This is a genomic window from Streptomyces sp. NPDC057307, from assembly GCF_042667665.1.
Lineage (GTDB): Bacteria > Actinomycetota > Actinomycetes > Streptomycetales > Streptomycetaceae > Streptomyces.
In genome coordinates, this window is record NZ_JBHUZM010000095.1 from 1 (window position 1) to 18,439 (window position 18,439).

At 71.7% G+C, this 18,439-nt stretch carries 20 protein-coding genes; 10 read left to right on the top strand and 10 right to left on the bottom strand.

Annotated elements, in window-relative coordinates:
* Positions 1 to 52: 52 nt before the first annotated feature.
* Positions 53 to 367 (bottom strand): SCO5918 family protein, encoded by a 315-nt coding sequence (locus tag ACFUN8_RS26395; RefSeq protein WP_382572871.1) that lies wholly within the window; start codon positions 365 to 367, stop codon positions 53 to 55.
* Positions 368 to 665: 298 nt separating this feature from the next.
* On the opposite strand from ACFUN8_RS26395, the gene ACFUN8_RS26400 reads away from it, so the two are divergent.
* The gene (locus ACFUN8_RS26400; RefSeq protein ID WP_383642381.1) at positions 666 to 983 is read left to right on the top strand and encodes a hypothetical protein; all 318 of its coding nucleotides are present in this window, start codon (positions 666 to 668) and stop codon (positions 981 to 983) included.
* Between the two features lie 25 nt (positions 984 to 1,008).
* Here the strand turns inward: ACFUN8_RS26400 and ACFUN8_RS26405 are convergent, their stop codons facing one another.
* The 4 genes from ACFUN8_RS26405 to ACFUN8_RS26420 form a co-directional block, all read right to left on the bottom strand.
* Positions 1,009 to 1,680 (bottom strand): endonuclease, encoded by a 672-nt coding sequence (locus tag ACFUN8_RS26405; protein ID WP_383642384.1) that lies wholly within the window; start codon positions 1,678 to 1,680, stop codon positions 1,009 to 1,011.
* On the bottom strand, positions 1,677 to 2,057 hold the full coding sequence (locus tag ACFUN8_RS26410) for a hypothetical protein (protein WP_383642387.1): 381 nt from the start codon (positions 2,055 to 2,057) through the stop codon (positions 1,677 to 1,679). Before ACFUN8_RS26410 ends, ACFUN8_RS26405 begins: the two co-directional genes overlap by 4 nt.
* Before the next feature lie 234 nt (positions 2,058 to 2,291).
* Complete coding sequence (locus tag ACFUN8_RS26415; protein ID WP_383642390.1) at positions 2,292 to 2,570, bottom strand: GlsB/YeaQ/YmgE family stress response membrane protein; 279 nt, start codon at positions 2,568 to 2,570, stop codon at positions 2,292 to 2,294.
* A gap of 138 nt (positions 2,571 to 2,708) precedes the next feature.
* Positions 2,709 to 5,384, bottom strand: coding sequence for a SpoIIE family protein phosphatase (locus tag ACFUN8_RS26420; RefSeq protein ID WP_383642393.1), 2,676 nt, complete (start codon positions 5,382 to 5,384; stop codon positions 2,709 to 2,711).
* A 179-nt stretch (positions 5,385 to 5,563) separates the two neighbouring features.
* Here ACFUN8_RS26420 and ACFUN8_RS26425 point away from each other — a divergent pair, with 179 nt between their 5' ends.
* From ACFUN8_RS26425 to ACFUN8_RS26440, 4 genes are all read left to right on the top strand, one after another.
* On the top strand, positions 5,564 to 7,735 hold the full coding sequence (locus tag ACFUN8_RS26425; protein ID WP_383642396.1) for a DUF6351 family protein: 2,172 nt from the start codon (positions 5,564 to 5,566) through the stop codon (positions 7,733 to 7,735).
* A complete protein-coding gene (locus ACFUN8_RS26430; protein ID WP_383642399.1) occupies positions 7,732 to 8,589 on the top strand; it encodes an SMP-30/gluconolactonase/LRE family protein in 858 nt (285 codons plus the stop codon). The genes ACFUN8_RS26425 and ACFUN8_RS26430 overlap by 4 nt, the downstream gene beginning before the upstream one ends.
* A 13-nt stretch (positions 8,590 to 8,602) precedes the next feature.
* A complete protein-coding gene (locus ACFUN8_RS26435) occupies positions 8,603 to 9,274 on the top strand; it encodes a ThuA domain-containing protein (protein WP_383642402.1) in 672 nt (223 codons plus the stop codon).
* A gap of 83 nt (positions 9,275 to 9,357) precedes the next feature.
* A complete protein-coding gene (locus ACFUN8_RS26440; RefSeq protein WP_383642405.1) occupies positions 9,358 to 11,145 on the top strand; it encodes an ABC transporter ATP-binding protein in 1,788 nt (595 codons plus the stop codon).
* Here the strand turns inward: ACFUN8_RS26440 and ACFUN8_RS26445 are convergent.
* Together ACFUN8_RS26445 and ACFUN8_RS26450 are read right to left on the bottom strand one after the other, a co-directional pair.
* On the bottom strand, positions 11,142 to 11,957 hold the full coding sequence (locus ACFUN8_RS26445; protein WP_383642408.1) for an integrase: 816 nt from the start codon (positions 11,955 to 11,957) through the stop codon (positions 11,142 to 11,144). The two genes, ACFUN8_RS26440 and ACFUN8_RS26445, sit on opposite strands and share 4 nt — an antisense overlap.
* Before the next feature lie 248 nt (positions 11,958 to 12,205).
* A complete protein-coding gene (locus ACFUN8_RS26450; protein ID WP_383642410.1) occupies positions 12,206 to 12,586 on the bottom strand; it encodes a hypothetical protein in 381 nt (126 codons plus the stop codon).
* On the opposite strand from ACFUN8_RS26450, the gene ACFUN8_RS26455 reads away from it, so the two are divergent.
* Positions 12,548 to 12,820, top strand: coding sequence for a hypothetical protein (locus tag ACFUN8_RS26455; RefSeq protein WP_383642413.1), 273 nt, complete (start codon positions 12,548 to 12,550; stop codon positions 12,818 to 12,820). The genes ACFUN8_RS26450 and ACFUN8_RS26455 overlap by 39 nt on opposite strands.
* 23 nt (positions 12,821 to 12,843) lie before the next feature.
* On the opposite strand, the gene ACFUN8_RS26460 is transcribed toward ACFUN8_RS26455, so the two are convergent.
* Positions 12,844 to 13,482 carry a CGNR zinc finger domain-containing protein gene (locus tag ACFUN8_RS26460; protein ID WP_383642416.1) on the bottom strand — a complete coding sequence of 213 codons (639 nt, stop codon included), beginning with the start codon at positions 13,480 to 13,482 and terminating at the stop codon, positions 12,844 to 12,846.
* A gap of 56 nt (positions 13,483 to 13,538) precedes the next feature.
* Here ACFUN8_RS26460 and ACFUN8_RS26465 point away from each other — a divergent pair, with 56 nt between their 5' ends.
* From ACFUN8_RS26465 to ACFUN8_RS26475, 3 genes are all read left to right on the top strand, one after another.
* Positions 13,539 to 14,747, top strand: coding sequence for an MFS transporter (locus ACFUN8_RS26465; RefSeq protein WP_383642419.1), 1,209 nt, complete (start codon positions 13,539 to 13,541; stop codon positions 14,745 to 14,747).
* A gap of 136 nt (positions 14,748 to 14,883) precedes the next feature.
* Positions 14,884 to 15,891, top strand: coding sequence for a non-homologous end-joining DNA ligase (gene ligD / locus ACFUN8_RS26470; RefSeq protein WP_383642422.1), 1,008 nt, complete (start codon positions 14,884 to 14,886; stop codon positions 15,889 to 15,891).
* 161 nt (positions 15,892 to 16,052) lie between these two features.
* Positions 16,053 to 16,499: a VOC family protein gene (locus ACFUN8_RS26475; protein WP_383642465.1), complete on the top strand. Its 447-nt coding sequence runs from the start codon at positions 16,053 to 16,055 to the stop codon at positions 16,497 to 16,499.
* 65 nt (positions 16,500 to 16,564) lie between these two features.
* On the opposite strand, the gene msrA is transcribed toward ACFUN8_RS26475, so the two are convergent.
* A complete protein-coding gene (msrA, locus tag ACFUN8_RS26480; RefSeq protein ID WP_383642425.1) occupies positions 16,565 to 17,092 on the bottom strand; it encodes a peptide-methionine (S)-S-oxide reductase MsrA in 528 nt (175 codons plus the stop codon).
* Between the two features lie 135 nt (positions 17,093 to 17,227).
* Positions 17,228 to 18,208 carry a helix-turn-helix domain-containing protein gene (locus tag ACFUN8_RS26485; RefSeq protein ID WP_383642428.1) on the bottom strand — a complete coding sequence of 327 codons (981 nt, stop codon included), beginning with the start codon at positions 18,206 to 18,208 and terminating at the stop codon, positions 17,228 to 17,230.
* Positions 18,209 to 18,263: 55 nt separating this feature from the next.
* Between ACFUN8_RS26485 and ACFUN8_RS26490 the strand changes: the two genes are divergently transcribed.
* Positions 18,264 to 18,434 carry a hypothetical protein gene (locus ACFUN8_RS26490; RefSeq protein WP_383642430.1) on the top strand — a complete coding sequence of 57 codons (171 nt, stop codon included), beginning with the start codon at positions 18,264 to 18,266 and terminating at the stop codon, positions 18,432 to 18,434.
* Positions 18,435 to 18,439: the final 5 nt, after the last annotated feature.

Genomic DNA, 18,439 nt, shown 5'->3' on the forward strand with positions numbered 1-18,439 from the left:
GTCACCGGTCGGTGACGGGGCCCACTTCGTATGTCGTGTCCGAGCGGTTCGCTCAGCTCTGTGCCTGCGCGGGGGTGCCGAGCATCGCCGACGCCGTCTCCAGCGGGCTGGGCTCCACCACGGGGGCGGGAACGGGGACGCTGCGGCAGGTGAAGCCGAGACGGGTCAGCGCGCGGGTCACCTCGGAGGAGGAGAAGTCACGGCGGTCCTGGCGCGTGATCACTTCGCCCACCTGCTTCACCGGGTACGTACGGCGGCTGATGACAACGGACTCACCCGTGATCGGTTCGGGCTTGATGCCCTTCATCGCCAGCTGCACCTCGCTCTTGACCAGTTCGAAGGGGAAGCGGGCGATGACGCAGCGCATAGTGCCTCGGCAGGGAGAAGGGGGGTGATGCGGAGTCTCCAGCATCCCACACGAAACGCCCGCCCGGAAGCGAAACCTCCCCCGCTTGGCTGGGCAAATGTTCGTGGAGCATAAGTGCCGTCCGGAATCCGATTCCCGGAAATAGACGCGGAAAATGGCCGCTCACCGGTGAACCCGCCGGGGCGACCGGGACGGCGATCCGGATCCGGGAGGTGATCGGAGCGGAAAACGGGGCAGGTCACAGGGTGAGGCGCGAAGCCCACCCCGTACCGTGGGGCCGTCAACGCCAGGAGTTCGCATGACCGCGTACGTCATCACCGTCCCGGGCACTTTCCTGCGCACGCTCGACGCCGACTCCCGCACGGCGCTGCTGCGGGCTCTGCGGCCCGCGGACCCGCAGCACACGGCTCTGGGTGAGGCCGAGGACCTGGACATGCTGACGGTCAACGAGGGTGGCACCTTCAGCGTGCGGCTGGAGATCGAGGCCGACAACAAGCGCGCCGCCGAGGCGGAGGCGAAGCGGGTGGCGGGCGCCGCGCTCAGCGACGCGGGTTTCTCGGCGGACGACGCGCCGCTGGGGCCGGCGTTCGTGACGGGTATCGACAGCGAGTACTGACCGCCGGCCGAGCGGCACGACGCCTCTAGGCCGAGGCGCCGGATCTCGTGTCCCGTCGTGCCTCGCGCAGGCACTCCTCGACGAGGTCGTCGTCCAGTGCGGCGCGTACCAGGGCGGCGGCCAGGGCCGCGGGGCCCGTGTCCCCGGCCAGCCGGGTGAGCGTTGGCGCGTCCGTGCCGAGTCCGAGACGTTCCGCGCCACGCAGCGCCCTGGTGTCGAAGTAGGGCACCACCTCGGGCCAGACGGTCTGCACCTCGCGCAGGAAGATGTCCGCGCCGGTGGGGCCGATCCCCGGCAGGTCCTGGAGCAGATGGCGCAGGACCGGTATGTCGCCGTCGGCCTCCGCGCGCATGCGGCGCGGGTCGGCGTGCCACCGTCGGATCAACAGCTGGGCGCCGTCGGCGAGTTGGGTGGCGGTGCTCTCGTCGTAGCGGCGGTAGCCGCCCCGGCCGAGGACGTCGACGCGCTCCTGCCAGGTGGCCCCAGCCATCCGGCGCGGGTTGCGCAGGCCCGCCTCGTTGAGGGCGCGCGCCGTGGCGACGGCGGTGCCGGCCCGGATGGGGGCGCTCAACAGGACGGTGAGGACGATGAGTTGGTAGAGGGGCTGCGGGGTGTCACGCAGCTTGATGCCCGCGTCCTCGGCGTAGGTGCTGCCGTGGGAGCGGAGCAGTGCGTCTACGACGGCGCGCTGTTTCATCGGAACCTCAGGGGGGTCGTCCGCGCGCCGCGCGGCGGGCCGGTGTTGGTGCGGCCGACGGGACGCGGGGTGCCGTAGGCGCGGCGCCGGGCGGAGCGGCGTACGGCCTCCGCGCGGGCCTTGGCGATACGGATCTCCTCGGCGCGGCTCTCGTCGGTCCGGATGTCCGCGACAGGAGTCTCCTTCTCCGCCTGCTCCGACGGGGAGTTCTCGGGCGGGGCGTTCTCCGGCGGGGTGTCCGCGTCGCCGCCTTCGGCCGGCAGGGGCGCCCGCAGGTGGGGCAGCAGGAATTCCTCCATGCGTCCGAGCGCCACCGTGACCAGCAGCATCAGAGCCGGGAATATCAGGGATATCAGTACGGTCGGCAACAGCCCCATAAACCAGTCCCTTTCTCTTCCCAGCCTGAGCGGCGCCGGATTGAGCGGTCTGTTGGAGTTCACACTCGCGTGCCTGATTCGCACTCTCCACGAAGCCTATGGCGTCCGCACGGACCTCGCCCGTCGGCTCCCGTACGGCGGAATCCAATTTGACAGACGGCATGGTTGCGCTGCCCCCACACGTACGCGGCGGCCGGCGGATGATCCGCCGGCCGCCGTGTGCGTGGCCGGGTGTCAGGCGCGCCGACCGCTCGATGTGCGCCCCGAGACGAGGCGGAACAGCACGAGGAGGATCAGCGAGCCGACCACGGCGGCGATCCAGGTCGAGAGATCGAAGAATCCGTCGATGGAATCGACGCCGAACATCACCTTGCCGAGCCAGCCGCCGAGAAGTCCACCGGCGATTCCGATGAGCATGGTGATGATGAGGCCACCGGGGTCCTTGCCCGGCAGCAGTACCTTCGCCACGATTCCCGCGAGAAGGCCGATAAAGATCCACGCGATGATGCCCACGAGGCACCTCCCTGTCTTCGGATCGACGACTTCGGTCACGACATCGGGTCACGACTGCGTCTGTTCGAATCACCGGGTTCTCCGTGCGGGGGCTTTCAAACGCCGGAGTTTTCCCAAGAGGCCGTCAAGAAAGGGGAATCAGCCGTCGGCGAGCGGCTGTTCGGTCCAGATGACCTTGCCCTGGGCGCTGTAGCGGGTTCCCCAGCGCTCGGCGAACTGGGCGACGAGGAAGAGCCCGCGGCCCCCCTCGTCGGTGCCGGCCGCCTGTCGCAGATGCGGTGAGGTGCTGCTGTGGTCGGAGACCTCGCAGATCAGGCTGCGGTCGCGGATCAGCCGTACGCGGATGGGTCCGGAGGCGTACCGGATCGCGTTGGTGACCAGTTCGCTGAGGATCAGTTCGGTGGTGAACGCCTCCTCGACCAGGCCCCAGTCCGTCAGCTTGCGTGTGACGTCGGCCCGCAGTCTGCCCACGGCGGCGGGGTCGGCGGGGATCTCCCAGTCCGCGACGTGCGCGCCGTCCAGCACCCGTGTGCGGGCGACCAGCAGGGCGATGTCGTCGCGCGGGTGCTCGGGCAGCAGTGCCTGGAGGACCGCGTCGCACGCCTGCTCCGGGGTCCGGTCGGCCTGGGCGGCGAGCGTACGGCGCAGCAGCGACAGGCCCTCGTCGATGTCGCGGTGCCGGTCCTCGACGAGTCCGTCGGTGTACATCACCAGTCGGCTGTTCTCCGGCAGGTGGACCTCAAGGGTTTCGAAGGGCAGTCCGCCGAGGCCGAGCGGCGGGCCGCCGGGGACGTCCGCGAAGGCCGCCGTGCCGTCCTCGTGGATGAGGACGGGCTGGAGGTGGCCGGCGCGGGCCATGGTGCAGTTCCCGGACACCGGGTCGTAGATCGCGTACAGGCAGGTGGCGCCGGTGACTCCGGCGTCGGCCCCGTCGACGGCCTCGTCCTGGTCGATGCGGGCGACCAGTTCGTCCAGGTGCCACAGGAGTTCGTCGGGCGGCAGGTCCAGGGTGGAGAAGTTGTGGACGGCGGTGCGCAGCCGGCCCATGGTGGCGGCGGCGTGGAGGCCGTGGCCGACGACGTCTCCGACGACGAGCGCCACGCGGGCGCCGGGCAGCGGGATGATGTCGAACCAGTCGCCGCCGACGCCGCCCAGTCCGCCGAGACCGGCCTGGGCGGGCAGATAGCGGTACGCGACGTCGATGGCGTTCTGGTCGGGGAGGCCGCGCGGCAGCAGGCTGCGCTGGAGGGTGACGGCCATGGTGTGCTCGCGGGTGTAGCGGCGTGCGTTGTCGACGCTGACCGCCGCCCTGGCGACCATCTCCTCGGCGACGGTCAGATCCTCGCCCTCGAACGCCTCGGGCTGCACGGACCGCCAGAAGGTGGCCACGCCGAGGATGACGCCCCGTGCCCGCATCGGGACAGTGATCATCGAGTGGAAGCCCTCTTCGTCGACCAGCTTCCTGGCGCGGTGGGGGTGCTGCTTGTGCCAGCCGGCGAACGCGGCGAGATCGGGGACCAGGATCGACTCGCCGTTCGCGACGGCGTCGCTCACGGGGGTCGACGGGGGCAGCTGGATCAGTTCGCCGACCGGGTAGAGCGAGGTGTCCTCGTCCCGGCCGCTGGAGGCGGTACGGCGCATGTCCAGCACGACGGCGGTGGGCTCCTCGCCCCGCAGGACGGCCTCGATGACGTCGACGGTGGCGAAGTCGGCGAAGTGGGCGGCGCCGAACTCGGCCAGTTCCTCGCAGGTGCGGACCACGTCGAGGGTCGTGCCGATCTCCGTACCGGCGTCGTACAGCAGCCGCAGACGCCCTCGGGCCACGTCGGCCTTTCCGGTGAGCGCCTGGAGTTCGGTGGTGTCACGCAGGGTGGTCACGCTGCCGGGCGGGCCGCCGTCCTGGTCCGTGGGCCGCTGGCTGATGGCCAGCAGCCGCTCGCCGACGGGGTGCACCTCGTCGGTCGCGGTCCGGCCGGAGCCCAGGAGTGTCCCGGTGCTCGGGTCCAGGCCCAGTTCGGTGACGGAGCGGCCTTCCACGTCCGCCGGGAGGTCGAGGAGTCTGCGGGCCTCGTCGTTGGCGAGGAGCAGCCTGCCGTCGCCGCCGGCGATGAGGACCCCCTCGCGTACGGCGTGCAGAACCGCGTCGTGGTGCTCGTACATCCGGGTCATCTCGGCGGGTCCGAGCCCGTGCGTCTGGCGGCGCAGGCGTCTGCTCACCAGGGCCGTACCGCCCATGGTGAGGACGAGCACGCCGGCCGCGGCGCCGAACAGGAGCGGGAACTCGTCCTCGACGACCGCGCTCACGCGTTTGATGGTGATGCCCGCGGAGACCATCCCGACCACCTTGCCGCGCGCGTCGAAGACGGGGACGACCGCCTGCACGAGCGGGCCGATGGTGCCGTTGATCCGCTCGGTGATCACATGCCCTTCGAGGGCGGGCTTCAGATTGCCGACGAATTTCTTGCCGACCCGGTTGGGAATCGGGTGGGTGTAGCGGATTCCGTCGGTGTTGAGGACGACGATGAAGTCCACGCCCGAGCGCGCTCTGGCCAGCTCGGCGGGTCTGCGCAGGACCTCGGCGGGATCGGGGTTCTTGAGCGCCGCCTGGATGCCCGGTGAGTTCGCGAAGGTCTCGGCCACGGCGACGGAGCGGTTGCGCGCCTCGCGGTCGCTGTCCGTACGGCCCTGGAGTACGAGCGCGGCGGAGGCGGCGGCGACGAGCAGTACGACGATCGCCACCTGAAGGAGAAAGACCTGGCCTGCGACAGTTCTCAGCTTCAGAACGGAGCGCCGGCGGCCGTCGCGTCCGGCCATGACCCCTTTCTACACCCCTCTCAGGGGGTGGGCGAGCCGCGGGTGCCGGTACGGGGTCTTGACCCGGCAGTTCACCGCATGAACCATTCTGCGGGTCCGGGAGTGATGGGGAGTGAAGCGGAGTGACACGAGTGTTCGCCGGCCGGTGCGGCCGGTCGACTGATCCTGGGGGTTCATCGGTGTCCCGTCGGCCCGTCCTCGCCGTCGCGCTCGCCGCCGGCGCGTTGCTGCTGACCTGTCTGCCCAGCGCCGCCGCACAGCGGCCGGACGGTGACGCGCGGCTCACCATCGGCACGCTGTCGACCCGGCCCGACGTGGTCACCGGCGGTGACGTGCTGGTGCGCGTCGGGGTCCCGCGCGGCCTCGACCCCGACGACGTACGCGTCACCCGCGACGGCACGGACGTGACGTCGGCCTTCACCGCCACCGCGTCCGGCACCCTGACGGGTCTGGTGACGGACCTGCGCGAGGGCCGCAACCGGCTCGTCGCGACCGTTCCGGCCCGGCCCGGCGCGCGGGCCGCGCTCCAGGTGCGCGACCATCCGTCGACCGGCCCGGTCATCAGCGGTCCGCACGAGCGGCCCTTCGTGTGCGGTACGGAGTCGTTCAAGCTGGTCGACGGCTCCACGCCGGGCCCGCCGCTGGACGAGGACTGTTCGATCGCGACACGGGTCGACCACGCGTACCGCTCCACCGACGGGACCGTGAAGCCGCTGGCCGATCCGGCGAGCCGCCCGGCGGACCTCGCGACGACCACCACGACGACCGGCGCCCGGGTGCCGTTCCTCATCCGGATCGAGACGGGCACGCTCAACCGGGGCGTCTACCAGATCTCCATGCTGGCCGATCCCGCCGCGCCCGAGCCGACCCGGACGCGGCCCGCGCCGGGGTGGAACGGGCGGCTGATGTACACGTTCGGCGGCGGCTGCCGGGGCGGCTGGTACACGCAGGGCGCGGACACCGGCGGCGTACTGGACACCGAGATGCTGGGGCGCGGGTACGCCGTGGCCTCCTCGTCCCTCAACGTGTTCGGCAACAACTGCAACGACCTGCTGGCGTCCGAGACCACGATGATGGTCAAGGAGCACTTCGTGGAGCGGTACGGCGTCCCGCGCTTCACCATCGGCTGGGGATGCTCCGGAGGCTCGTACCAGAGCTATCAGACCGCCGACAACTACCCCGGTCTGCTCGACGGCATCATCGTCGGATGCAGCTTCCCCGACGTGACGTCGGCGACCAACACCACGCTGCTGGACTCCCGACTGCTCGACCACTACTTCACCGCGACGGCGCCGGACGAGTTCAGCGCCGAGCAGCAGACGGCGGTCGCCGGTTTCCGTGAACGGGCGAGCATCCCGAATCTGAGCGACGGCGCGAAGCGCCTCGACCCGGACGCGGAGTTCCCCGCCGCCCTGCCCGCGGACCAGCGGTACGACGCGCGCACCAACCCCGACGGGGCGCGGGGCACGGTCTTCGACCACACCGTGAACGTGTACGGCACCGACCGGCGTACCGGCGCCGCGCTGCGCCCGCTGGACAACGTCGGTGTGCAGTACGGCCTCGACGCGCTGAACGCGGGCGCGATCGACAAGAAGCGGTTCATCGACCTCAACGCCCGGGTCGGGGGGATCGACCGCGACGCCGAGTTCACCGCGGGACGGACGGCCGCCGACGTCAAGGCGACCGAGGCGGCGTACGGCACGGGCCGCGTCCTGTGGGGCGGCGCCGGTCTGGCGAGCACACCCGTGATCGACCACCGCTCCTACACCGACGATCTGCCCGGCGGCGACATCCACATGGCGGTGCACGGGTTCTCCACCCGCGCCCGGCTGATCGCGGCGAACGGCCACGCGGACAACCAGGTGATGCTCGCGGAGGACAACCGCCACGGGTTCAGTCTCAGGAGTCCCGCGCTGCGGTACTCCCTGACGGAGATGGACGCGTGGCTGACGTCGTTGACGTCGGACGCCGCGCGGCCGGAGTGGACCGGGCGGGACGTCGTGGCGCACAAGCCGGCGGGGCTGACCGACGCGTGCTGGACCAAGGACGCGGAGCCCGAGAAGATCGAGCAGCGGCTCGGTTACGACAACCCCGGCGAGTGCGGCGCGCTGTATCCGGCCTTTCCGACGCCGAGGCTGGTGGCCGGCGCCCCGCTCGCGGACGACGTGATCGCGTGCGCGCGCAAGGCGGTCGATCCGGCCGACTACGCGGTGACCTTCACGGGCGACGAACTGCGGCGGTTGCGTGCGGCGTTCCCGGGCGGGGTCTGCGACTGGAGCAGTCGCGGTCAGGGGCAGCGGCCACCTACGGACACCTGGCAGTCGGCCGGGAACGGAGGTGGGTCGCGATGATCGAGGTCGCCGTACGGGCACGGGCGAAGCTGGGTGAGGGCCCCACCTGGGATCCCGCGACCGGCCGACTGGTGTGGGTGGACATCCTCTCGTCGCGGATCCACACCTTCGACCCGGCCGACGGCCGCCGTACGGTCATGGCGACCGAGCAGCACGTCGGCGCCGCGCTCCCCCGGGCCGGGGGCGGGCTGGTGGTCAACCTCCGTGACGGCATCGGTCTGTACGGGCCCGGCGGCGACTTCGGGTGGCTGGTGCACGATCCGGTGCCCGGCCGCCGGGGCAACGACGCGGCCGTCGCGCCCGACGGCGCGCTGTGGGCGGGCAGCATGCGCTACGACGAGGCGCCGGGCGGCGGGACGCTGATCCGGGTGGTGCCCGGCCTGTCCGGCGGGGCCGTCACCGACACGCGGCCCGTGACCGTCGGCAACGGCACCGGCTGGAGTCCGGACGGGCGGACGATGTACTACGTCGACACGCCCACCGGCCGTATCGACCGGTTCCGCGCCGACGCGCGCTCCCCCGGCGAAGCGCTCGTCGACCAGGGCCCGTTGGCGACGATCGAGCCCGGCGCCGGGCACCCCGACGGGCTGACCGTCGACGCGGACGGCTGTGTCTGGGTCGCGCTCTGGGACGGCGCGGCGATCCGCCGCTACACGCCGGACGGCGAGTTGGACCGTACGGTCCAACTGCCCGTACTGCGCCCCACCTCATGCGCGTTCGGCGGCCCGGAGCTGCGCGACCTGTACATCACCACCGCCCGCGTCGGCGTCGTCGCCCCGCATCCCCTCACCGGCTCGCTCCTCGTCCTGCCGGACGCGGGGCAGGGCGTTCCCTCCACCCCGTTCGCCGGCTGAGGTGGTTGCCCCCGTGTCCCAGCAGGCCGCGCGGCTGGTCGTGTTCACCCGGACCGCCGACTACCGGCACGAGTCGATCCCCGCCGGGACCGAGGCTCTGCGGCGCGTCGGCGCCGAGGACGGATTCGAGGTCACCGCCACCGAGGACCCGGCCGTGCTGGAGCGTGAAGTCGCCCGGTCCGGTGTCGCGGTGGTCGTCTTCCTCTCCACCAGCGGCGATGTCCTCACCCCTGGCGCGCGGGAGGCGCTGCGGCTCCATGTGGCGGGCGGCGGCGGGTTCGTGGGCATTCACGCGGCGGCCTGTACGGAGTACGACTGGCCGTACTTCGGCGAGCTGCTCGGGGCGCGCTTCGACCGGCATCCCCAACTCCAGCCGGGCACGGTCACGGTGGCCGACCACGACCACCCGTCGACCCGCCATCTCGGCGCGCGCTGGCGGTTCACGGACGAGTGGTACGACTTCCGGAGCGCACCGCGCGGCGTACGGGTCCTGGCCCGCGCCGACGAATCCTCCTACGAAGGCGGCGGCATGGGCGAGGACCACCCGCTCGTCTGGTGCCACGAACGCCTCGGCGGGCGGGTGTTCTACACCGCCCTGGGGCATACGGCGGAGGCGTTCGCGGACCGCGACTTCCTCGCGCATGTGCGGGGCGGGATCCGGTACGCCGCGGGGCGGCGGGAGTAGCGCGCGCCCCAACCGCAGGAGTTGGCAAAGCCGCAGGAAATCAGGGGGTTGCGGGCCCGCGAGGCGCGGGATTTGCTTGGCCCATGCAGCGACCGGTCTCCACCACCCCGTCATCGGCGGCGCTCGACCACCGCTACCGGGGCGAGCATCCCGTACGGACCCTCGGCTATCTCTTCCGTCCCGACCGCCCCCGGCTCGCGGTCGCCGTCCTCGCCTTCATCGGGAAGCACAGCCCGATCTGGCTGCTTCCCCTCATCACCGCCAACATCATCGACACTGTCGTACAGCACGGCCCGGAGTCCGACATCTGGATCAACGCGGGCGTGCTGCTCGTGGTCCTGCTGCTCAACTTCCCGCTGCATCTGCTCTATGTGCGGTGTCTGGCCGGGAGTGTTCGGCGCGTGGGCATGGCGCTGCGCGACGCGCTGTGCCGCCGGATGCAGCAGCTCTCGATCGGCTACCACTCGCGGGTGAGCGCCGGTGTGCTCCAGGCCAAGGTGGTCAGGGACGTGGAGACGGTGGAGCAGATGGTGCAGCAGTCCTCGGACATGGGGCTGGCCGCCGTCATCACGCTCGTCGGCGGACTGGTCGTGATCGGGGTGCGGGTGCCGTCGTTCCTCCCCGTCTTCCTGCTTGTCGTGCCCGCCGCCGGTTTTCTGATCGTGCGGCTGCGCGGCCGGCTCCAGAGCCACAACGCGGCGTTCCGCCACGAGGTGGAGCGCATGTCGTCACGGGTCAGTGAGATGACGTCGCTGATCCCGATCACCCGCGCGCACGGGCTGGAGGGCGCGGCGATGGTCCGTATCGACGGCTCGCTGCGCCAGGTGCTCGCGGCGGGGGTGCGGCTCGATCTGCTCAACGGGCGCTTCGGCGCGCTCGCGTGGATCCTGCTCAACTCCCTCGGTGTGGTGTGTCTCGCGGGCTCGGCGCTCGTCGCGTATCACGGTCTGCTGCCCATCACGGCGGGCGACGTCGTCATGCTGAGCGCGTTCTTCACCACTCTGACCAGTTCCATGGTGACGCTGCTCGGTCTGGCGCCCGTCATCAGCAAGGGACTTGAGTCCGTGCGGTCGGCGGGCGAGGTCCTGCAGGCTCCGGACCTGGAGAGCAACGCGGGCAAGGAGCGGGTCGACTCGGTCGCCGGCCGTATCGACTTCCAGGATGTGGGCTTCCAGTACGACAGTGCGCCCGATCCCGCCGTGGAAGGCTTCACCCTGTCCGCGCGTCCCGGCCAGACCATCGCCCTGGTCGGCGCGTCCGGTGCGGGCAAGTCGACGGTGCTCAACCTGCTGATCGGTTTCATCCGGCCCACCTCCGGCCGCATCCTGCTGGACGGCATGGACATGGCCACGCTCGACCTGCGCAGCTACCGCCGGTTCCTGTCCGTCGTCCCGCAGGAGTCGATCCTCTTCGAGGGCACGATCCGCGAGAACGTCACGTACGGGCTGGACGACACGGACGAGACGACCGTACGGCGGGCGCTCCGGGACGCGAACGCCCTCGAATTCGTCGACCGGCTGCCGGACGGTCTCGACACCGTCGTCGGGGAGCGCGGCGCGCGCCTCTCGGGTGGCCAGAAGCAGCGGCTCGCGATCGCCCGCGCGCTCATACGCGACCCCAGCGTGCTCGTCCTGGACGAGGCCACGTCCGCGCTCGACACCCGCTCGGAGGCGCTGGTGCAGGAGGCGCTGGCGCGACTGGTCGACGGCCGCACGGTCTTCGTCGTCGCCCACCGGCTGTCCACGATCCAGGGCGCGGACCGCATTGTGGTGATGGAGCACGGCCGGATAGCCGAGGTCGGCACGCACGACGCGCTGATGACGAGCGGCGGGGTGTACGCCGGCCTCCAGCCGGCGCACCGTGCCTCCTAGTACGGGCCGGGTGTGGAGGACGGGCCGGTCGCCTCGCCGAGGAGGTCGGTGCAGTGGGCGATGGTCGCGTCGTCCGCCGCCACGGCGTGGCGGGCCTCCGCCTGCCGGACCCGCCGGATGATCTCGGCGGGTCCGTCCGACGCCAGGACGGCCATGACTCCCGGCCAGTCGGTGAGTCCGAACCGGTCCACGATCCGGCCGGCTCCGTTGCTGAGCAGGGCCGCGCCGGTCAGCTCGGAGACCGGGCGGCTTCCGGTGATCGCCTCGTCCGCCGCGCGCGGGTCGTCCTTGGCCAGCCAGAAGCCGCCCGGCGCGTTCCGGTTGGCGCGCAGGTCGCGGAGGATCCGGCGGTATTCGTCGCTGCCCTCCGCGACGGCCGTGAGCGCGGCCTCGTACTGTCGGCCGATGATCACCTCGCGGGGGTCGGTCACGACGAGCGGCGCACCGTCAGCCTGGTCGAGTACGAGGGCGGAGTCGCCGAGCACCAGGTACTCGGCGAGGCCGTCGGACAGGCGCAGGACGGCCACGGTCGCCGACGGGCTGATCGGGTCGGTGACGGCACAGGTGTCCCGGTGCTCGTCCGTCACGCGCTCGATGCCCGCGGCGAGCAGCGCCGCGAGGCCGCGGTCCGTTTCGAGCGCCAGGAGACCGAGGAGGGTGCCTCCCAGACGGGTGGCGTACCAGGCGACGCCGTGCCGGCAGGTCGATTCGGCGCCGGGGATGCCGGCGCCGTCGATCAGTACCGCTGCCGTCGGTACGGCGCCGGTGAAGTCCTCGTTCACGCGGCCGGGCCGCTTCGGAACGCTCGCCATCGACACGCGCACGCCCTACCGCCGCCTCTCCACCGGTCAAGGCGTCGAGGGTAGAACAACTCCGGCGCGCTTGGCACAGCTAGGGCGCGGGGTCGCGGTGGTGGACGAGCACCATCGCGATCGTCAGCACCACGATCGACCAGATCCCGTACACCGTCCAGGAGCCGGCGATCGTCGTCGGCTACAGCTCGCGGCATTCGTCAGGGCGTCCGTCAGGGCGTCCGTCAGGGCGTCCGTCAGGGCGTCCGTCAGGTCTCGGCCAAGGCCCGTAACGCCTTCTCCTCAGGCGTCCCCGGCGCCGCCGTGTAGACGAGCAGACTCAGCTCCGCGTCCTGCGGGAAGTGGGTGATCTCGTAGGTGAGCCGCAGGAATCCGAGGTGCGGATGGTCGATGAGCTTGACGCCGTGCGCCTTCGTGCGGACCGTGTGCCGCGCCCAGTGGTCGCGGAACTCGGCGCTGTGCTGCGTGAGTTCGTCCACCAGCTCCCGTAGCTCCGGGTCGTCGGGGAAGATCCCCGCCGCGATCCGCAGATTGCCCACGGCCTCGCGCGCGATCATGTCGCGGTCGGGGTAGCGGCCGCCGATCTCCTCGTGACCTGGGAACGGGTCACCGCCGAGTACCGCCGGCACGGATACGAATGGGCGCTCGACGAGATTCTGCCGGTGACGGCCGTGCCGCCGCAGGACCGGGCGGGGACGCTGAGGTTCCAGCCGGAGTGGGGCGCCACGCGTCGGGCCGGCGGCCGGGACGTCAGTTTCGTCCAACTGTCGGGCGGGCAGAGCGAGAAGCTGCGGTTCGGGCTGTGGAGCTGGTTCGTCACCGGCCGGATCGCACTTCCGCGGACGACGGCCGTGGTGCGCTGAGCACCGAGGTCGGCGTTCCGCGGTCAGGGTCCGGGGGTCGAAGGGCCAGGGGGTAGTCCTTCGGCCCCCGTCGCACCGCGAGCGCGGTGGGCGGCCACGCGTTCGCGGGTGGCGCAGCGGCGGGAGCAGTAGCGGCGCGGTGGGCCGCTCCCCTGGGTGAGATGGACGTTGCGGCAGCTCGGTGACGCGCAGACGCCGCCGGGCGGGCGCTGGCGGTCCCAGAGCAGGACGGTCAGCGCGAGGCAGGAGGACGCGAGGAACCACTCGCCCCACGGGGCGTCGTCGGCGCTGTCGAGGTGCGGATGCCAGGGGGTGGCGCCGCCGTGCGAGGAGAGCCGGAGGGGGCCGGAGCCGCGTCCGAGGAGGGCGTTGAGCGTGGACGCGGCGTGGTCGACGTCGGCGGCGGCGAAGACCTCGCGGAGCGACGCGGCGGATGCGCGCAGTTCGGCGAGATCGCTCGCGGTCAGTTCGAAGCGCCCTCTCTCCCCATGTGCGCGCAGCACCTCGGCGACCGCTTCCGGGGAGGCGTTCTCGTCGTCGAGGACGTTGACGAGCGCGGCCGTTCGCGCGGCGACGGCCTGGACGGAGTGGCGGGTGGACCAGTCGTCGGTCGGTTTGTCGGCGGGTTCGGCGGTCGGTTTGTCGGTGGGTGATGCGGGCACCAGGCCAATGTAACGCGTCTGGCGGATATTTGAGTTACCTGCGTAACGTGCTATGGATGAATCAGCGTTACGCGTTGGCGTGGTACGGCGCCGGAGCGGCGGCGGCCCGCACCGGCGACGAGATGTCGGGGACCGCTCTGCTGCTGGTGGGGCTCGCGGTCACCGGTTCGGCCACCACCGCCTCCTCCCTGCTCGCGGCCGTCACGGTCGCGGCGGCGGTCGGCGGTCCTGTCCTCGGAGCCCTCATCGACAGGTCGGCCCACCCCGGACGGCTGCTGGCCGGCGCCCTGGCGGGCTACGCGTCGGGACTCGTGGCCGTCCTCGTGACCCTCGGCAGGGTGCCGGTCCTCGTCACGGTCCTGATCGCGCTGTCCGCGGGACTCCTCGGGCCGGCCCTGTCGGGCGGGTGGACCTCCCAACTGCCGCGCCTCGTCCCGTACGGGAGGCTGCCGCGCGCCAACGCGCTCGACGCGCTGACGTTCAATGCCGCGAGTCTCGCGGGACCGGCGCTGGCCGGAGCCGTCGCGGGGCTGGGGGGCGCGCCGGCCGGTGTGATCGCGGCGGTCGTGCTGGTCTGCCTGGCGCTGCCCTCGGCCCTGGCGCTGCCGCGACGCCGGGCACGAGCCGTACGAGAGACCCGACGGCCAACACTGGACACGTCGATCGCGGCCGACCTCGCCGCCGGATTCCGCGCGATCGTACGGATCCGGCCGCTGGCCCGCGCGACAAGGTCCTCGGTGATCTCCTGCACGGGTCAGGGCATGCTCGTCACGTGCGCCCCGCTGCTCGGCGCGCGGGTCTTCGGCTCGGCCGCCCACGGCGCGATCCTGCTCTCCGGCGTCGCCCTCGCGGCGCTCGCGGCCAACGCCGTACTGTCCGCCCGGCCCCTACCGATGCGTCCCGACACGGTCGTCGGTCGCAGCCCGCTCGTCATCGCCGGCGCGCTCCTCCTCGTCGCGACGGGCCACCCGGTGCCGGTCGTCGCCGGCATGCTGCTCGTCGGCGTCGGCGAAGGCCCGCAGCTCACCGCGCTGTTCGCGGTGCGCCATCGGGAGGCCGCGGAACGGCTGCGGGGCCAGATCTTCACCACGGGCGCGAGCCTCAAGATCACCGGGTTCGCCGTGGGCGCGGGAATCGCGGGTCCGCTCGCCACCTGGTCGCTGCCGGGCGCGCTGGTGGCGGCCTCCGGTGTTCAGCTACTCGCCGCGGCGCAGGGCGCCGGGGCGGCAGCTCGTCCGGCTGCCCGGTCCGCCCCTAACGGGTGATCAGCCGTGCTCACAGGCGCACCCCGCGCCCCTTCCCGGGGAGCCTCCTTCCCGTAGCCGCTGACGCTGCTGAAGCCGCTGAAGACGACACCGGAGGCCCTGACGTGACGGACCCGACAGAAGGAGGCGAGGACCGATGAGCGGCCTCCTGGACACCCTGCCCCCCGACGAGCGGCGCAGGCTGGGCCACACCCGGTCGGGTGCCGTTCTGGCGTCCGCGCCGATGCTCGCCACCCTGAGCGACCGGCGGATCTTCGGCGACGGCTGGATCTTCGAGCGCAAACTGGACGGCGTCCGGGTGCTCGCCGTGCGGGACGCCTCGGGAGTACGGCTGCTGTCGCGCACCGGGCGGCGGCTGAACGCCACGTATCCGGAGATCGTGGACGCGCTGGCCGCACAGGACTGCCCCGACTTCACGGTGGACGGCGAGGTCGTCGCGTACGCCCACGGCCGTACCGACTTCGCCCGGCTCCAGCGGCGGATGGGGATCAGCGACGCCCGCCGGGCGCGCGCCAGCGGGGTGGCCGTCACGTACTACCTGTTCGATCTGCTGCGGCTCGACGGTGCCGATCTCACCGCGATCTCGCTGCGTTCGCGCAAGTCGCTGCTGCGCAGGGCGCTGTCCTTCCGGGCGCCGCTGCGCTTCACGCCGCACCGCAACGCGGGCGGTGCGGAGCTGCTGGCGCGGGCGTGCGCCGACGGCTGGGAGGGGCTGATCGCGAAACGCGCGGCTGGCCGGTACGAGCCCCGGCGCTCATCGGGCTGGCTGAAGCTCAAGTGCGAGCGGGGGCAGGAGTTCGTCATCGGCGGTTACACGGAGCCGTCCGGTTCCCGCGTCGGCTTCGGCGCGCTGCTCCTCGGCCACTACGAGGGCGGACGGCTGCGGTACGCGGGCAAGGTGGGTACGGGGTACGACCACGCGACGCTGGTTGACCTCCAGCGGCGTCTGGACGAGGCCGCGACGCCCCGCTCCCCGTTCGCCGACGTGGTCAAGGAGCGGGCTCCGCACTGGTCGGAGCCCCGGCTGGTCGCCCAGATCGCGTTCACCGAGTGGACTCGGGACGGAATGCTGCGCCACCCGCGTTTCGTGGGGCTGCGGGACGACAAGGACCCGAAGGACGTGGTGCGGGAGAGACCGGCCTGACGGGGCAGTACTCGTAGGACGACCGTACGCGCCGTCTCGCACCAGCCGTACGGCTCGCACGTACCACTCGCACCATCCGTACGGCCGGCACCATCCGTACGGCTGGCACGATCCGTACGGTGCCCGTGAACCCGACCGCGACGAAGGGCGGCGACACCCCCATGACCACCCCCGACTCCCGCATACCGCGCTTCCACCTGGCCATGCCCGTCGACGACCTCGCCGCCGCGCGCCGCTTCTACGGCGACGTACTCGGCCTGTCGGAGGGCCGCAGCTCGGACACCTGGGTGGACTGGAATCTCAGCGGCCACCAGTTCGTGACGCATCTGGCGCCGCGCCGGAGCGAAGGCGTACGCGGCGAGGGCGTACGCAATGCCGTCGACGGGCACGACGTGCCGGTACCGCACTTCGGCCTGCTGCTGACCCCGCCGGAGTTCCACGAGTTGGCGGACCGGCTGCGGGCGGCCGGGACGACGTTCGTCATCGAGCCCTATGTCCGTTTCGAGGGGCTGCCGGGCGAACAGTGGACGATGTTCCTGCTCGATCCGGCGGGCAACGCGCTGGAGTTCAAGTCGTTCGCGGACGACGCGCAGGTCTTCGCGGTCTGACGTCCGGCACCGCCGGACGGGCGGCTTGCGGCAGCCCGTCCGGCGATCGAGGACTCACGCGTCCGTCAGTGCGCCTGTCGTTCGCTGCGGGCGGGCAGCTTCCAGCCCGGCCGGATGAAGTGGCAGGTGTATCCGTCGGGGTAGCGGATCAGATAGTCCTGGTGCTCGGGCTCCGCCTCCCAGAAGGCGCCCGCCTCGGCCACCTCTGTGACGACCTTCCCCGGCCACAGGCCGGAGGCCTCGACGTCGGCGATCGTGTCATCGGCGATCCGCTTCTGCTCGTCGCCGATGTAATAGATGGCCGAGCGGTAGCTGAGGCCGATGTCGTTGCCCTGACGGTTGAGCGTCGTGGGGTCGTGGATCTGGAAGAAGTACTCAAGGATCTGGCGGTAGCTGGTCTTCTCGGGGTCGAAGACGATCTCGATCCCCTCGGCGTGCGTTCCGTGATTGCGGTACGTCGCGTTGGCGACATCACCACCGGTGTAGCCGACCCTGGTGGAAATCACCCCCGGCAGACCGCGAATCAGATCCTGCATGCCCCAGAAGCAGCCGCCCGCGAGGACCGCCTTCTCCGTAGCCGTATCTGTGCTCATGTATAACTCCCTCCTCTGTTACACACGGTACTGCGCCGACCCCGTCGAAGGGCTTCGGGCCGGGGCGGCTCAGCCCGTCGGCCGGACAGCCGGTCATCACTGGTCAGTCAGCCGGCCCGTCGGCCCGTCCGCCGATCAGCCGGTCAACTGGTCACCGAGCGGACTGCGGCGGTACAGCACCTGACGACCGTCCCGCGCCCTGGTCACCAGCCCGGTCGCGTGCAGCACCCGCAGATGCTGCGAGACGGCACTCGGGGTCACCCGGAAACGGCGGGCGATCTCGATCGTGGGCAGCGGTTCGCCGAGGAGATCGAGCAGCCGAGCGCGCGGCGCGCCCAGGAGCGAGACGAGAGCGGTCGCGTCGGCGGCGGGCGCCGGGGTCCAGAGCGTGGCCACGCCCCGGCTGGGATAGACCAGCAGCGGCGGTTCCTCGGCGCTGACCGGCGGCGCCGGCTTGTGGGCGAACGCGGACGGCACCAGCAGCAGTCCCCTGCCGGACGCCGCGGCGCGGTACCGGCTGATCATCTTGTCGATGCGCAGGACGCCGTCCTGCCAGCGGAGATTCGGATGCATGTCGGCGAACAGCAGGCGCGCGCCACCGACGGCCAACTGCCGTGCGCGGTAGGTCATATCGGCTTCCAGCAGCAGTCGCATCCGGGGCCACGCGGGCTCGACGGCGAGCTGCCAGTACTCCCGCAGGAGTGCGCAGAGCGCGTCGCGGAGCGCGGCGACGGACGCGTCGTCGGTGGCGGTGGCATCGCGCAGGGCCTCGGGAAGCAAGCCGGGGGCGTGGACGGCCGTCAGGTCACGGCGGACCAGGGCGGGCGAGGTGCGTCGTACGACGGCCAGCTCCTCCTCGAAGGAGGGGGCGAACGCCGTCGGGCGCGGGGTCAGGAAATCGGGGAGGGTCAGCCGGCCGCCGACCAGGGACATCAGCAGGTCGGTGTCGAGTGCCGCCCCGGCCAGGCTGTCGAGCACCGATCTGCGCCACGGCAGGTGCAGTGCCGACAGCCCGGGATCGCGCAGCACCCGCAGGCTGCACACCGTCTCGTGCAGGGGCGAGAGCGCGAACCGGGTGTCCGCCAGGTCCTCGACGCCCAGCTCGTAGTGGATCATTAAGCCATACGCTACATCTGTTGGCCGCCGAGGGGCGATGCCATGGACTGCCCGCATGACATCAACAGCGAACGGCCGGGGCAGCACGGCACACGCACAGCCCTCGGCCACGACCACGGTTACGGCGGCCGTCGGCATGGAAGTCGGCGCGGACATCACCGGCGCACGCGTCACCGGCATCACCGGCATCACCGGGGCGTACGTCACCCGCGGGCCGGTCGACTGACGTGG

What these genes read in the sequence shown, in the direction of transcription:
- msrA (WP_383642425.1), bottom strand. Translation starts at nt 17,092, where the DNA reads ATGAGCACAGATACGGCTACGGAGAAGGCGGTCCTCGCGGGCGGCTGC.
- ligD (WP_383642422.1), top strand. Translation starts at nt 14,884, where the DNA reads ATGAGCGGCCTCCTGGACACCCTGCCCCCCGACGAGCGGCGCAGGCTG.
- ACFUN8_RS26485 (WP_383642428.1), bottom strand. Translation starts at nt 18,208, where the DNA reads ATGATCCACTACGAGCTGGGCGTCGAGGACCTGGCGGACACCCGGTTC.
- ACFUN8_RS26410 (WP_383642387.1), bottom strand. Translation starts at nt 2,057, where the DNA reads ATGGGGCTGTTGCCGACCGTACTGATATCCCTGATATTCCCGGCTCTG.
- ACFUN8_RS26440 (WP_383642405.1), top strand. Translation starts at nt 9,358, where the DNA reads ATGCAGCGACCGGTCTCCACCACCCCGTCATCGGCGGCGCTCGACCAC.
- ACFUN8_RS26475 (WP_383642465.1), top strand. Translation starts at nt 16,053, where the DNA reads ATGACCACCCCCGACTCCCGCATACCGCGCTTCCACCTGGCCATGCCC.
- ACFUN8_RS26420 (WP_383642393.1), bottom strand. Translation starts at nt 5,384, where the DNA reads ATGGCCGGACGCGACGGCCGCCGGCGCTCCGTTCTGAAGCTGAGAACT.
- ACFUN8_RS26445 (WP_383642408.1), bottom strand. Translation starts at nt 11,957, where the DNA reads ATGGCGAGCGTTCCGAAGCGGCCCGGCCGCGTGAACGAGGACTTCACC.
- ACFUN8_RS26405 (WP_383642384.1), bottom strand. Translation starts at nt 1,680, where the DNA reads ATGAAACAGCGCGCCGTCGTAGACGCACTGCTCCGCTCCCACGGCAGC.
- ACFUN8_RS26395 (WP_382572871.1), bottom strand. Translation starts at nt 367, where the DNA reads ATGCGCTGCGTCATCGCCCGCTTCCCCTTCGAACTGGTCAAGAGCGAG.
- ACFUN8_RS26490 (WP_383642430.1), top strand. Translation starts at nt 18,264, where the DNA reads ATGACATCAACAGCGAACGGCCGGGGCAGCACGGCACACGCACAGCCC.
- ACFUN8_RS26465 (WP_383642419.1), top strand. Translation starts at nt 13,539, where the DNA reads ATGAATCAGCGTTACGCGTTGGCGTGGTACGGCGCCGGAGCGGCGGCG.
- ACFUN8_RS26400 (WP_383642381.1), top strand. Translation starts at nt 666, where the DNA reads ATGACCGCGTACGTCATCACCGTCCCGGGCACTTTCCTGCGCACGCTC.
- ACFUN8_RS26430 (WP_383642399.1), top strand. Translation starts at nt 7,732, where the DNA reads ATGATCGAGGTCGCCGTACGGGCACGGGCGAAGCTGGGTGAGGGCCCC.